The organism is Streptomyces sp. NPDC046712, from assembly GCF_040645695.1.
In the GTDB taxonomy this organism is placed as follows: Bacteria; Actinomycetota; Actinomycetes; order Streptomycetales; family Streptomycetaceae; genus Streptomyces.
The window spans coordinates 395,348-408,885 of the sequence record NZ_JBEYYW010000003.1; the positions used below are offsets into that span (position 1 = coordinate 395,348).

Genomic DNA, 13,538 nt, shown 5'->3' on the forward strand with positions numbered 1-13,538 from the left:
CCGGGTCCGCGGCCCTAGGCGCAGCGACAGAGCGCGCCGGCGACACGGACGAGGTCGACGTGTCGGCGCGCCACGAGGGTGACCGAGCGGTCACGCAGGGGCTGCATGAGGCTGGAGCCTGGTGGATGGTTCGTGCACCTGTCAACGGCCGTTCCGGCACCTGGACGGCCTTCCCGGACGTGCAACGCCATGCCCATGACAGCCTCTGTGGGCCCTTCCGCTGCGAACTCCGTCACACCCCCGGCCCTTCGGGCCCGTTCCTACCCGCCGGTAGTCGGTGATGCGGCTGTCGCGGCAGACCCCTCGGAGCCCTTCTCCCCGTTGGGCCCCGAGGGCCTCATCGACGCCCCGCCGGAGGTCTGTGGATCAGCTCGTACGATCGCACCATTGGAGGACCCCGCCCAATTCCCCAATTCGGACCAGTGGTCGACCTCGCCTACACTCGGAGGCGTGCCACGTGGTGACGGTCGACTCAATCACGATCTGCTTCCCGGCGAGAAGGGCCCCCAGGACGCTTGCGGCGTCTTCGGGGTCTGGGCTCCGGGTGAAGAGGTCGCAAAGCTCACGTACTTCGGGCTCTACGCCCTCCAGCATCGGGGCCAGGAATCCGCGGGAATCGCGGTCAGCAACGGCTCCCAGATCCTCGTCTTCAAGGACATGGGCCTCGTGTCCCAGGTCTTCGACGAGACCTCTCTCGGTTCCCTCCAGGGTCATATCGCGGTCGGTCACGCCCGCTACTCGACCACCGGGGCCTCCGTGTGGGAGAACGCGCAGCCGACGTTCCGGGCGACCGCCCACGGCTCCATCGCGCTCGGCCACAACGGCAACCTGGTGAACACGGCCCAGCTCGCCGAGATGGTCGCCGACCTGCCCAAGCAGGAAGGCCGCACCACACGTGTGGCGGCCACCAACGACACCGACCTGCTCACCGCGCTTCTCGCGGCCCAGGTCGACGAGGACGGCAAGCCGCTCACCATCGAGCAGGGCGCCGCGAAGATCCTCCCCGACGTCCGGGGCGCCTTCTCCCTCGTCTTCATGGACGAGCACACGCTCTACGCGGCCCGCGACCCGCAGGGCATCCGCCCGCTGGTCCTCGGCCGCCTCGAGCGCGGCTGGGTCGTCGCCTCCGAGTCCGCCGCCCTCGACATCTGCGGCGCCAGCTTCGTCCGCGAGGTCGAGCCCGGCGAGATGATCGCGATCGACGAGAACGGCATCCGCACCTCGCGATTCGCGGAAGCGAAGCCCAAGGGCTGCGTCTTCGAGTACGTGTACCTGGCCCGCCCGGACACGGACATCGCCGGCCGCAACGTCTACCTCTCCCGCGTGGAGATGGGCCGTCGCCTCGCCAAGGAGGCCCCGGTCGAGGCGGACCTGGTCATAGCGACGCCGGAGTCCGGCACCCCCGCCGCGATCGGCTACGCCGAGGCCAGCGGCATCCCCTTCGGCGCGGGCCTGGTGAAGAACGCGTACGTCGGACGTACCTTCATCCAGCCCTCCCAGACCATCCGCCAGCTGGGCATCCGGCTGAAGCTGAACCCCCTGAAGGAAGTCATCAAGGGGAAGAAGCTCGTGGTCGTGGACGACTCGATCGTCCGCGGCAACACCCAGCGCGCCCTCGTCCGGATGCTCCGCGAGGCGGGCGCCGCCGAGGTCCACATCCGGATCTCCTCCCCGCCCGTGAAGTGGCCGTGCTTCTTCGGCATCGACTTCGCCACCCGCGCGGAGCTGATCGCCAACGGCATGACGGTCGACGAGATCGGCAAGTCGCTCGGCGCCGACTCGCTCTCGTACATCTCCCTCGACGGGATGATCGAGGCGACCACGATCCAGAAGCCGAACCTCTGCCGGGCCTGCTTCGACGGCGAGTACCCGATGGAGCTGCCGGACCCCGAGCTGCTCGGCAAGCAGCTGCTCGAGACCGAGCTGGCCGCCGGACCCGCCGCGACCGCGGCCGCCGACGCGCTCCGTCGCCCGTAAGACCCCCGCAGTAACGCAGTAACGACACGAAAGTTCCCAGCCATGCCTGAGACCACCGGTGCCTCCTATGCGTCCGCGGGCGTCGACATCGAGGCAGGTGACCGCGCCGTCGAGCTCATGAAGGAGTGGGTGAAGAAGACGCAGCGCCCCGAGGTCCTCGGTGGCCTCGGCGGCTTCGCCGGCCTCTTCGACGCCTCCGCCCTCAAGCGCTTCGAGCGTCCGCTGCTCGCCTCCGCCACCGACGGTGTCGGCACGAAGGTCGACATCGCCCGCCAGATGGGCGTGTACGACACCATCGGCCACGACCTGGTCGCGATGGTCATGGACGACATCGTCGTCTGCGGCGCCGAGCCGCTCTTCATGACCGACTACATCTGCGTCGGCAAGGTCCACCCCGAGCGGGTCGCCTCGATCGTCAAGGGCATCGCCGAGGGCTGTGTCCTGGCCGGCTGCGCGCTGGTCGGCGGCGAGACCGCAGAGCACCCCGGCCTGCTCGGCCCGGACGACTTCGATGTCGCCGGCGCCGGTACGGGCGTGGTGGAGGCGGACCGTCTGCTCGGCCCGGATCGCATCCGTACGGGTGACGCCGTCATCGCGATGGAGTCCTCCGGCCTTCACTCCAACGGGTACTCGCTCGTCCGGCACGTGGTCTTCGACCGCGCCGGCATGACCCTCGACCAGCGCGTCGAGGAGCTCGGCCGGACCCTGGGCGAGGAGCTCCTGGAGCCCACCAAGATCTACTCGCTGGACTGCCTGGCGCTCACCCGGACCGCCGAGGTGCACGCCTTCAGCCACATCACGGGTGGTGGCCTCGCCGCCAACCTGGCGCGGGTGATTCCGGACGGCCTGCACGCCACGGTCGACCGTTCGACCTGGACCCCGGGCGCGATCTTCGACCTGGTCGGCAAGGCCGGGAAGGTCGAGCGCCTGGAGCTGGAGAAGACCCTGAACATGGGCGTCGGCATGATGGCCGTCGTGCCGGCCGAGTCCGTGGACGTCGCCCTGGCGACCCTGGAGGACCGGGGCGTCGAGGCGTGGGTCGCGGGCGAGATCACCGAGCGCGGCGACCACACCACCGGTGCGGAGCTGGTCGGCGACTACGCGGTCTGATCACACGGTCTGTTCCGACACGGTGGGTGCGCACCGCCCACCCACCGTGTCGTGAAGCGTCCGGCGGACGCACAGAAACCCGGTCCGGATAGCCCGGACCGGGTTCAGTGTTGAGCAGCGCTCTTTTAAGAGGTCAAGCGCGACGCTGGGACGACGCGTCGGGACCGGACTCGTCGTCCTCGTCCTCGTCGTCCGTGTTGTAGAGATCCGCGTACTGCGCGTACGGGTCGTCTTCCTCGTCGTCGTCCTCGAACGGCTCGCCATTCGGCGGCTGACTCGAAGTCGAAGCGCCCAGCTCATTGGCCAGACGCGACAGGTCAGTCCCGCCGCTGCTGTACTTCAGCTGGCGGGCGACCTTCGTCTGCTTGGCCTTTGCCCGGCCGCGCCCCATGGCTCGACCCCCTCGGTGACGGGGCTCGACGGCCCCAGAGTCTTGACACGCGTTCATGATTCAGAACGGGCTCTCGACAGAGAGACCGGTCCGTAGGGCTTCAACGGTACCTGCTTCCGTGGCCATACGGTACGCCGCACGCATCACATGACCCGGTACAGAACCATCGAGGTGCCCTGTCCTCGCTGGTCAATCGCGATTTTAACCTCTTCTTGAGGGCCGACCCGCCGACCGGGGTGAGTCATCTCTCGATTGGGGTGAACCTACAAAGTTCACCCCCGCGAGCGCCCCGCGGGCCGGCCCTGTCAGGAATCAGCCGCGGCGAGCCTCGGCCATCCGCTGCTCGGCGATCCGGTCGGCGGCCGCGGCCGGCGGGATGCCGTCCGCCTTCGCACGAGCGAAGATCTCGAGCGTGGTGTCGAAGATCTTCGTGGCCTTCGCCTTGCACCGGTCGAAGTCGAAGCCGTGCAGCTCGTCGGCGACCTGGATCACGCCACCGGCGTTGACGACGTAGTCGGGCGCGTAGAGGATCCCGCGGTCCGCGATGTCCTTCTCGACACCGGGGTGCGCGAGCTGGTTGTTGGCCGCGCCGCAGACGATCTTCGCGGTGAGGACCGGCACGGTGTCGTCGTTCAGGGCACCGCCGAGCGCGCACGGGGCGTAGACGTCCAGCCCCTCGACGCGGATCAGGGCGTCGGTGTCCGCGACGACCTTGACCTGCGGGAACTTGTCCGTGATCCGGCGCAGCGACTCCTCGCGGACGTCGGTGATGTACACCTCCGCGCCGTCGGACAGGAGGTGCTCGACGAGGTAGTGACCGACCTTGCCGACGCCCGCGACGCCGACCTTGCGGTCGCGCAGCGTGGGGTCGCCCCAGAGGGTCTGCGCGGAGGCGCGCATGCCCTGGAAGACACCGAAGGCGGTGAGGACGGAGGAGTCGCCGGCGCCGCCGTTCTCGGGGGAGCGGCCGGTGGTCCACCGGTTGGTGCGGGCCACGACGTCCATGTCCGCGACGTAGGTGCCGACGTCGCAGGCCGTCACGTAGCGGCCGCCCAGGGAGGCGACCATGCGCCCGTAGGCGAGCAGCAGCTCCTCGGTCTTGATCTTCTCGGGGTCCCCGATGATCACGGCCTTGCCGCCGCCGTGGTCGAGGCCGGCCATGGCGTTCTTGTACGACATGCCCCGGGAGAGGTTCAGCGCGTCGGCGACGGCCTCGGCCTCGGAGGCGTACGGGTAGAACCGGGTGCCGCCGAGGGCGGGGCCCAGGGCGGTGGAGTGGAGGGCGATGACGGCCTTGAGGCCGGAGGCGCGGTCCTGGCAGAGCACGACTTGCTCGTGGCCACCCTGCTCCGAGTGGAACAGAGTGTGCAGTACGTCAGCAGCAGGAACGCCGGTCACATCGGTCACGGTGGTGACTCCCAAGTACGAAGCGGCGGTTAGGCCGGTCCCCCCTGCGGGTGGTGGTGGGACCGGTTCGGCAAGAGAGTAAGTCCTACGCGTGCGTAGATCCGCAGCAGTGCTCAGGATCACCCACTCCCGGAGTACCTCCGTGGAAGGATTTGCGACATGTCGGTCGCCTCCTCGGTCCTTGTCCCGTACGCCGCCTATCTGCGGGTCTACGAGCCGCTGGCGGCCTTCCCCGAGCCGGAACGGGCGCACTGGGACCGGTACGCGCGCCGGACGGACACCCCGACCGCCCAGGACGAACTGCGTCGCTCGCTGGCGGACTTGCTGCCGACCCCGCCGGTCCCGGTGCCGGTCCACGAGAGCGGCGACGCCTTCGTCGCGTCCGTGGACGGGGTGGTCGTGGTCTGCCCGTGGCGGACCCGGCTGCGGGGCTGGCTGGCCCTGGAGGAGCTGGGGCAGCTCAAGGAGGCCGAGCCGGGGCGTTCGCTGCCCCGGGCGGTGCTCGACGCGATGCTGCCGCCGGTGGTGCGGGCCCAGGTGGCGGCGGACCACGAGCGCTGGCGGGAGCGGAACCCGGACGCGCGCCCGTGGATCCGTACGACGGTCTGGCAGGTGCCGGTGCGCTGGTTCACGCTCTTCGCGGACGAGGAGCGGGAGTACGTCCCCGGGGACGAGGAGGGGGCGCCGCCGGTGTTCCGCTACCGGACGCCGATGGTGCAGGCGCGCCGCCGGCTGGCCCGGGCGCTGAAGGCGCTGCGGGAGTCGATCGACGAGGGTCCGCTGACCGAGGGTCTGGTCGAGGTGGGCCGGTGGCTGGAGGAGTTCCATCCGCGGGCGCTGGTGGAGCTGGACTACGGCGGTCTGGTGCACGCGCTGTCCCCGGAGCAGCTCGCGGGGGACCGGTCGGCGGCGGATGTGGCCGAAGGGATCGCGGCGCTGCGTGAGGGCGACGGGGAGCGTGCGAGCGAGGCGTACGGCCGGCTCGCGGAGCGGTGGCGGGAGGTACGCAACCTGCAGTTCGCCAATTGATCATCGACAGAACACGTCCGCCTGATGTAAATGATCATTGAGCGCCGCGGGTCCTTGGTGGGTCCTTGGGGGGACGTAGGTGAGTCCGCGGTGGGACGTAGGTCCCGATCCGGGCCTTTGGCTCAAGCGTGACGGACAGCACTTACTGCGCCCTTGCGCCCATCGCCCACCCTCGTGCCAAAATAGGACAAGGAGTCCGGGGAGGGTTCCTTCCGTCCAAGTATGGGCGGAACGCTCAGCATTGCACTCTATGGGGGGTCTGACGACTCCTGATCGCTCTGTGACTGATCGTCACAGTGGCGTGACTGTCCGTTATGGCATGGTCCATCGACTTCCGCCGCTGATGAACACCTGCGAGGGCAATTCCATCGGTTTGGCCGACGTGGCTGGACGGATGGTGTAGTTGTAGTGCCGAGGACAAGCCGTTCGTCCTATAACCGACTCGGCTCGCGTCCGCCATTTCGGGCAACGCGGGTCAAGGTGCAGAATTTAGAGGAAAGAACCGAGAAGGTTCGGTTCTCCCGAGGAGGCCGCTCATGACCGCTCGCACCCCTGATGCCGAGCCGCTGCTGACCCCCGCTGAGGTTGCCACGATGTTCCGTGTGGACCCGAAGACGGTGACCCGTTGGGCCAAGGCAGGAAAGCTCACGTCCATCCGCACGCTGGGTGGACACCGCCGGTACCGCGAGGCTGAGGTCCGCGCGCTGCTGGCGGGCATTCCGCAGCAGCGCAGCGAGGCCTGAGGTACGCGCAACACCCCGCTTCACCGGGCACTTCCAAGTCCCCCAACCTGGATCGCCCACCCCATGCACTGCCGACGGGCGCCTGCCCCAACAGGCTCTTCGTCATCGATCGCGCTGGACTCCGCCGGGTCCAGCGCGATCTTTTTTGTGCCCCGTCACTCGGCTTGAAGAGTGGTGCAATTGCACATATTAAATGGGGCACATGTAGGGAGGGTGTAAGTGAGGGGGTTTGTAAAACTCTTTCGGTGACACCCGTCACACTGGCGAAGGCTTGCCAAAGAACAGCCTCCCACCCTCGGACAGGCTCCAACCCGCCGTTGGTCATGGGTTGGTGGGACCTTCGTCCTCGGTGCGCTCCAGCTCGATGGCGAGCGCCAGGAGGCGATGGCAGACCGAACACTGCCGAGTGACGTGCCCGCAGCGGGACGCGGCCGCCAGATGGGCGCGCAGCAGGGCGCGTATCTCGTGTCTCGACTCACGTGCCGGTCGTGCTGCGGACGCCGCGGCCATGCGCGACCACCTCCGAAGTGGGCCCCCGATTCCCTGATGTCTGGGTACCGGGGTCCGGCGGGCGGCGTCAATACACGGGAACGCAACGAAGAAGGCCCGCACCGAACGGTGCGGGCCTTCTCGAAAGCGATCCTGACGGGACTTGAACCCGCGACCTCCACCTTGACAGGGTGGCGAGCTAACCAACTGCTCCACAGGACCATGCTCACAACCCCGTGTGGGGGCTGCGAGGAAGACTGTACAGCAGGTCAGAGGGTCAGGTCGAACCGGCGCAGGCGACACCCTCCGCCGGCCTGATCCCCTATGGGGCGGCCGCGTCGATCGCCTTGACGATCCGCTTGTCCGAGACCGGGTACGCCGTGCCCAGCGCATGCGCGAAATAGCTGACCCGGAGCTCCTCGATCATCCAGCGGATGTCGGTGACCTCCGTCGCCACCGGACGGCCCTTCGGGAGCTGTTCGAGCAGCCAGGCGTACTCGTCCTGCATCTCGTGGACCTTCTCCATGCGGGTGGTGTCCCGCTGGACGCCCGTCGGCATCTGCTGGAGCCGCCGGTCCACCGCCACCAGATAGCGCATCAGGTCCGGCAGCCGCCGCAGCCCGGTCTTCGTGACGAAGCCGGCCGGCATCAGCCATGCCAGCTGCTCGCGGACGTCGGCCAGGTTGTTGATCAGGGCCAGGCTGTTGGTGGCCTTCAGACGCCGCTCGCAGGCCTGCCAGGCCGCCAGGATCTGCTGGACCTGGCCCACCGTCCGGACGGTCGTGTCGACGAGATCCGCGCGGACCTTGTCGTACAGCTTCCGGAACGACTCCTCGTCCCAGACCGGACCGCCGTGGTCGGCGATCAGCTTGTCCGCCGCGGCGGTCGCGCAGTCGTCGAAGAGCGCCTGGATGGAGCCGTGCGGGTTACGGGACAGGGCCAGCTTCTGCTGGTTGGTCAGCTTGTCCGAGGCGAACTTCGCCGGGTTCACCGGGATGTTCAGGAGGATCAGCTTCCGCGTGCCCTGCCACATCGCCTGCGTCTGCTCTGCCTCGGTGTCGAAGAGCCGTACGGAGACGGTGTCGCCGGCGTCCACGAGCGCCGGGAACGCCTTGACCGGCTGGCCGGCCCGCCGGGTCTCGAAGACCTTCGTCAGCGTGCCTATCGTCCACTCCGTGAGCCCCGTGCGCTCCAGGGACTGCCCGGAGCCGTCCGGGCCCGCCGTGGCCGCCGCAGCGGCCTTGGAGAGGGCCTGGCGGGCCTTCGGGCGCAGCTTGAGCTTCAGCGCCTCCAGGTCCTTGTCCTCCGCGAGCTTGCGGCGCCGCTCGTCGACGATCCGGAAGGTGATCTTCAGGTGCTCGGGGATCCGCGTCAGGTCGAAGTCGTCCGGCGAGACCGGGACCCCGACCATCCGGTGCAGCTCGCGCGCCAGGGCCGTCGTCAGCGGCTCCTGCACCGGGACGACGGCGTCCAGGAAGCGGGTCGCGAAGTTCGGGGCGGGCACGTAGTTGCGGCGGATCGGCTTGGGCAGCGAACGGATCAGCTCGGTGACGACCTCTTCCCGCAGGCCCGGGATCTGCCAGTCGAAGCCCTCGTCCGTGACCTGGTTGAGGACCTGCAGCGGGATGTGGACGGTCACACCGTCGGCGTCCGCGCCCGGCTCGAACTGGTACGTCACCCGGAACTTCAGCGGCCCCTGCCGCCAGGAGTCGGGATAGTCGTCCTTCGTGACCGCGCCGGCCTTCTCGTTGATGAGCATCTCGCGCTCGAAGTCGAGGAACTCCGGTTCCTCACGGCGCTTGTGCTTCCACCAGGAGTCGAAGTGCGCGCCCGACACGACGTGTTCGGGCACCCGCTTGTCGTAGAAGTCGAAGAGCGTCTCGTCGTCGACGAGGATGTCCCGGCGCCGGGCGCGGTGCTCCAGCTCCTCGACCTCGGTGAGCAGCTTGCGGTTGTCGGCGAAGAACTTGTGGTGCGTGCGCCAGTCGCCCTCGACGAGCGCGTTGCGGATGAACAGGTCGCGGGAGGCCTCGGGGTCGATCCGCCCGTAGTTCACCTTGCGATCGGTGACGATCGGCACGCCGTAGAGCGTCACCTTCTCGATCGCCATGACGGCCGCCTGATCCTTCTCCCAGTGCGGCTCGCTGTACGTCTTCTTGATCAGGTGCTGGGCGAGCGGCTCGATCCACTCCGGCTCGATCCTGGCGTTGACCCGGGCCCACAGGCGCGAGGTCTCCACCAGCTCGGCCGACATGATGAAGCGCGGGGGCTTCTTGAAGAGCGCCGAGCCGGGGAAAACCGCGAACTTGGCGCTGCGGGCGCCCAGGTACTCGTTCTTCGCGCCCTCCTTCACGTCCTTCATGCCGATGTGGCTCAGGAGCCCCGCGAGCAGGGAGGTGTGGACGGACTGCTCGGGCGCGTCCTCCTCGTTGAGGTGGATGCCCATCTGCTTCGCGACCGTACGCAGCTGCGCGTAGATGTCCTGCCACTCGCGGATGCGCAGGAAGTTCAGGTACTCCTGCTTGCACATCCGGCGGAACGACGACGAGCCGCGCTCCTTCTGCTGCTCGCGGATGTAGCGCCAGAGGTTGAGGAAGGCGAGGAAGTCGCTGGTCTCGTCCTTGAAGCGGGCATGCTGCTGGTCGGCCTGGGCCTGCTTCTCGGCGGGGCGCTCGCGCGGGTCCTGGATGGACAGCGCGGCCGCGATCACCATGACTTCCCGTACACAGCCGTTCTTGTCGGCCTCCAGGACCATCCGGGCGAGCCGCGGGTCGACGGGGAGCTGGGAGAGCTTCCGGCCCTGCTCGGTCAGCCGCTTCTTCGGATCCTTCTCCGCCGGGTTCAGCGCACCGAGCTCCTGGAGGAGCTGCACGCCGTCGCGGATGTTGCGGTGGTCCGGCGGGTCGATGAACGGGAACTTCTCGATCTCGCCGAGGCCGGCCGCGGTCATCTGCAGGATGACGGAGGCCAGGTTCGTCCGGAGGATCTCGGCGTCGGTGAACTCCGGGCGGGCGAGGAAGTCGTCCTCGGAGTAGAGCCGGATGCAGATGCCGTCGGACGTACGGCCGCAGCGGCCCTTGCGCTGGTTGGCGCTGGCCTGGCTGACCGGCTCGATCGGCAGCCGCTGGACCTTGGTCCGGTGGGAGTAGCGGGAGATACGGGCGTTGCCCGGATCGATCACGTACTTGATGCCGGGGACGGTCAGGGAGGTCTCGGCCACGTTGGTGGCGAGGACGATCCGCCGGCCGGGGTGGGCCTGGAAGACGCGGTGCTGCTCGGCGTGGCTCAGGCGCGCGTAGAGGGGGAGGACCTCGGTGTTGCGCAGCTGCTTCTTCAGCAGCGCGTCGGCGGTGTCGCGGATCTCGCGCTCGCCGGAGAGGAACACCAGGATGTCGCCCGGGCCCTCGGACTGGAGCTCGTCGACGGCGTCGCAGATCGCGGTGATCTGGTCCCGGTCCGCCTCCTCGGAGTCCTCCTCCAGGAGCGGGCGGTAGCGGACCTCGACGGGGTACGTACGGCCGGAGACCTCGACGATCGGCGCGTCGCCGAAGTGGCGGGAGAAGCGCTCGGGGTCGATGGTCGCGGAGGTGATGACGACCTTGAGGTCGGGGCGCTTGGGCAGCAGCTGGGCCAGATAGCCGAGCAGGAAGTCGATGTTGAGGGACCGCTCGTGGGCCTCGTCGATGATGATCGTGTCGTAGGCGCGCAGCTCGCGGTCCGTCTGGATCTCGGCGAGCAGGATGCCGTCGGTCATCAGCTTCACGAAGGTCGCGTCGGGGTTCACCTGGTCGGTGAACCGGACCTTCCAGCCGACCGCCTCGCCGAGAGGGGTCTTCAGCTCGTCCGCGACGCGTTCGGCGACGGTACGGGCCGCGATCCGGCGCGGCTGCGTATGGCCGATCATGCCGCGGACGCCCCGGCCCAGCTCCAGACAGATCTTGGGGATCTGCGTCGTCTTTCCGGAACCCGTCTCACCGGCGACGATCACGACCTGGTGGTCACGTATCGCCTCCAGGATCGTGTCCTTCTTCTGCGAGACGGGCAGCTGCTCGGGGTACGTGACCGCGGGCACGCGTGCGGCACGTCCGTCGACGCGCTCCTTGGCCTTGCCGGCCTCGGCGGCGATCTCGTCCAGGACGGCCTCACGGGCCTCGGGCTTGCGGATGCGGCGGGCGCCCTCGAGGCGGCGGCCGAGCCGGTGGGCGTCCCGCAGCGAGACCTCGGCCAGGACGGACTGGAGGGCGGCGAAGGAAGTAGACATACGGAATCCAGGATCGCACCCCGGGCCGAGAACGGGCGAACCGATTTCCGTGAGGTGCGACCCGTAATATTTCGGGCACGCCGAGCTGAGAGGTACCCCCCATGTCCCGCACCGTCCGCGCGCTCGCGGCGCTCGCCGCGCTGGTGGGTGTGGTGCTCGGGGTCCTGGCGTGCGGTGCGACCACCGCGGTGGCGCTGTCGTCCCCCGTGGTCGTGGGGAGCCCATCGCAGGGATGCGGCGAGGGGCATCTGCGGGACGAGGGGGCGGCGGGCCCCGTCGTACCGCCCCGGCCGAACGGTTTCGGCGAGCTGCTGCCGGCCCTGGCGGGCGCACGCGCGGCCGGCGGGGAGTGGGGTGCGGCCATAGACGTACCGGACCCGGCGCCCGGTCCGGAGCCTCCGGAGCTCGTACCACCGTCACCCGTGGAGCTGTCGATCCTGCGCGTCTAGAGGGCCGAGCGCCGCCGTCGCCCGTCCTCTTCATCCACGTTCAGGAGCATTTCCGCATGTCCAAGTCCAAGCCGATCGTGATCGTCTCCGGGGTGGCCCTCGCCGCCGTGGGGCTCGGACTCGTCTCGTACACCGCGACCAAGCCCGCGTCCGGGAGCACCTCGGGCTCGTCGTCCGTCGCGGAGGTCTCCGCCGACCCGGCCGCCGGCATCTACCCCGAGCTGGAGGCGTACGCCCGCCGTGACGCCTCCGACAAGCTGGCCATGGGGCGGGCCGACGCACCCGTGGTCCTCATCGAGTACGCCGACTTCAAGTGCGGCTACTGCGGGAAGTTCGCCCGCGACACCGAGCCCGAGCTGGTGAAGAAGTACGTCGAGAACGGCACCCTGCGCATCGAGTGGCGGAACTTCCCGATCTTCGGCGAGGAGTCGGAGGCGGCGGCCCGGGCCTCCTGGGCGGCGGGGCAGCAGGGCCGGTTCTGGGAGTTCCACAAGGCGGCGTACGCCGAGGGCACGAAGGAGAAGGGCTTCGGCAAGGAGCGGCTGACCGCGCTCGCCAAGGAGGCGGGGGTCCCCGACCTCGCGCGGTTCGCGAAGGACACGGACGGTGCGGCGGCCCGGGCGGCGGTGAGCAAGGACCAGGAGCAGGGGTACTCGCTGGGGGCGACCTCGACCCCGTCGTTCCTGGTCAACGGGCGGCCGATCGCGGGCGCGCAGCCGCTGGAGACGTTCACGGAGGCGATCGACGCGGCGGCGAAGACGGCGAAGGCGCCGAAGGCCGGGCGATGACCTCCGACATCGGGTACCTGGCCGCCTTCCTCGGCGGACTGCTCGCCCTGCTCAGCCCGTGCAGCGCCCTGCTGCTCCCGGCCTTCTTCGCCTACTCGATCGACTCGGCGGGCCGGCTCCTCGCCCGTACCGGAATCTTCTACGCCGGTCTGGCCACCACCCTCGTCCCGCTCGGCGCGGCCGGGTCGTACGCCGGACGGCTGTTCTACGGCCACCGGGATCTGCTCGTGGCGCTCGGCGGCTGGGTGATCATCGTGCTGGGCGTGCTCCAGATCCTCGGGATGGGCTTCGCCTCTCGCCGGATCGCCGAGGCCAGCGGTCGGATCCGCCCCACGACGGCGGTCTCCGTGTACGCCCTCGGCCTGGTCTACGGCCTCGCCGGCTTCTGCGCGGGCCCGATCCTCGGCAGCGTCCTGACGGTGGCGGCGCTGAGCGGAAGCCCGGCGTACGGCGGTCTGCTCCTCGCGGTGTACGCGCTGGGGATGGCCGTGCCGCTCTTCCTGCTCGCGCTGCTCTGGGAGCGGTACGAACTGGGTCGGCGCCGCTGGCTGCGCGGCCGGACGCTCCGTGCCGGCCGCTTCGAGCTGCACACGACCTCGCTGCTGTCCGGGCTCTTCTTCGTGCTGCTGGGGACGCTCTTCCTGGTCTTCGACGGCACGACCGCGCTGCCGGGGCTCCTGTCGGTGGACGATTCGTTCGCGGTGGAGGAGCGGGTGGGGTCGGTGAGCCGGTCGGTGCCGGACTGGGCCCTGCTGGTGGGGGTCGTCGCCGTGGTGGCGGTGGTGCTCGCCGTCCGGGGGTGGCGGGGCCGCCGCCGGGCGGCCTGAGGAAGGGGGTGCCCGGTTCCGCCGACCGGGTGCCCCACCCTCGTATCCGTACCCGTACAGGGGAACG

At 69.3% G+C, this 13,538-nt stretch carries 12 protein-coding genes and 1 tRNA gene; 7 read left to right on the forward strand and 6 right to left on the reverse strand.

Annotated elements, in window-relative coordinates; all coding sequences use genetic code 11:
- Nucleotides 1-14: 14 nt before the first annotated feature.
- Nucleotides 15-107 carry a putative leader peptide gene (locus tag ABZ939_RS06365; RefSeq protein WP_361849886.1) on the reverse strand — a complete coding sequence of 31 codons (93 nt, stop codon included), beginning with the start codon at nt 105-107 and terminating at the stop codon, nt 15-17.
- 343 nt (nt 108-450) lie between these two features.
- Here ABZ939_RS06365 and purF point away from each other — a divergent pair, with 343 nt between their 5' ends.
- Nucleotides 451-1,977: an amidophosphoribosyltransferase gene (gene purF / locus ABZ939_RS06370; protein ID WP_361849888.1), complete on the forward strand. Its 1,527-nt coding sequence runs from the start codon at nt 451-453 to the stop codon at nt 1,975-1,977.
- A gap of 42 nt (nt 1,978-2,019) precedes the next feature.
- Nucleotides 2,020-3,087 carry a phosphoribosylformylglycinamidine cyclo-ligase gene (gene purM / locus ABZ939_RS06375; RefSeq protein WP_361849890.1) on the forward strand — a complete coding sequence of 356 codons (1,068 nt, stop codon included), beginning with the start codon at nt 2,020-2,022 and terminating at the stop codon, nt 3,085-3,087.
- Between the two features lie 133 nt (nt 3,088-3,220).
- On the opposite strand, the gene ABZ939_RS06380 is transcribed toward purM, so the two are convergent.
- Nucleotides 3,221-3,478 carry a DUF3073 domain-containing protein gene (locus ABZ939_RS06380; RefSeq protein ID WP_352189724.1) on the reverse strand — a complete coding sequence of 86 codons (258 nt, stop codon included), beginning with the start codon at nt 3,476-3,478 and terminating at the stop codon, nt 3,221-3,223.
- 312 nt (nt 3,479-3,790) lie between these two features.
- Nucleotides 3,791-4,885, reverse strand: coding sequence for a Glu/Leu/Phe/Val dehydrogenase dimerization domain-containing protein (locus ABZ939_RS06385; RefSeq protein WP_361849892.1), 1,095 nt, complete (start codon nt 4,883-4,885; stop codon nt 3,791-3,793).
- A 159-nt stretch (nt 4,886-5,044) separates the two neighbouring features.
- On the opposite strand from ABZ939_RS06385, the gene ABZ939_RS06390 reads away from it, so the two are divergent.
- Both ABZ939_RS06390 and bldC read left to right on the forward strand, forming a co-directional pair.
- Nucleotides 5,045-5,914: a hypothetical protein gene (locus ABZ939_RS06390; RefSeq protein ID WP_361849894.1), complete on the forward strand. Its 870-nt coding sequence runs from the start codon at nt 5,045-5,047 to the stop codon at nt 5,912-5,914.
- Nucleotides 5,915-6,450: 536 nt separating this feature from the next.
- Entirely contained in the window at nt 6,451-6,657 is a 207-nt protein-coding gene (gene bldC, locus ABZ939_RS06395) for a developmental transcriptional regulator BldC (protein ID WP_003949541.1), read from the forward strand.
- Nucleotides 6,658-6,978: 321 nt separating this feature from the next.
- Here the strand turns inward: bldC and ABZ939_RS06400 are convergent, their stop codons facing one another.
- The 3 genes from ABZ939_RS06400 to hrpA all read right to left on the reverse strand — a co-directional run bounded on the left by ABZ939_RS06400 (nt 6,979) and on the right by hrpA (nt 11,407).
- The gene (locus tag ABZ939_RS06400) at nt 6,979-7,167 is read right to left on the reverse strand and encodes a DUF6274 family protein (protein WP_361849896.1); all 189 of its coding nucleotides are present in this window, start codon (nt 7,165-7,167) and stop codon (nt 6,979-6,981) included.
- 127 nt (nt 7,168-7,294) lie between these two features.
- Nucleotides 7,295-7,368: transfer RNA gene (locus ABZ939_RS06405), tRNA-Asp, on the reverse strand.
- A 100-nt stretch (nt 7,369-7,468) separates the two neighbouring features.
- Nucleotides 7,469-11,407, reverse strand: coding sequence for an ATP-dependent RNA helicase HrpA (hrpA, locus tag ABZ939_RS06410; RefSeq protein WP_361849898.1), 3,939 nt, complete (start codon nt 11,405-11,407; stop codon nt 7,469-7,471).
- 101 nt (nt 11,408-11,508) lie between these two features.
- Here hrpA and ABZ939_RS06415 point away from each other — a divergent pair, with 101 nt between their 5' ends.
- Genes ABZ939_RS06415 through ABZ939_RS06425 form a run of 3 tightly spaced genes read left to right on the forward strand, consistent with a single transcriptional unit; the run spans nt 11,509 to nt 13,471 of the window.
- Nucleotides 11,509-11,856 (forward strand): hypothetical protein, encoded by a 348-nt coding sequence (locus ABZ939_RS06415; protein ID WP_361849900.1) that lies wholly within the window; start codon nt 11,509-11,511, stop codon nt 11,854-11,856.
- A 56-nt stretch (nt 11,857-11,912) separates the two neighbouring features.
- Nucleotides 11,913-12,644 (forward strand): thioredoxin domain-containing protein, encoded by a 732-nt coding sequence (locus ABZ939_RS06420; protein WP_361849902.1) that lies wholly within the window; start codon nt 11,913-11,915, stop codon nt 12,642-12,644.
- Nucleotides 12,641-13,471: a cytochrome c biogenesis CcdA family protein gene (locus ABZ939_RS06425; RefSeq protein WP_361849904.1), complete on the forward strand. Its 831-nt coding sequence runs from the start codon at nt 12,641-12,643 to the stop codon at nt 13,469-13,471. The genes ABZ939_RS06420 and ABZ939_RS06425 overlap by 4 nt, the downstream gene beginning before the upstream one ends.
- Nucleotides 13,472-13,538 lie beyond the last annotated feature (67 nt).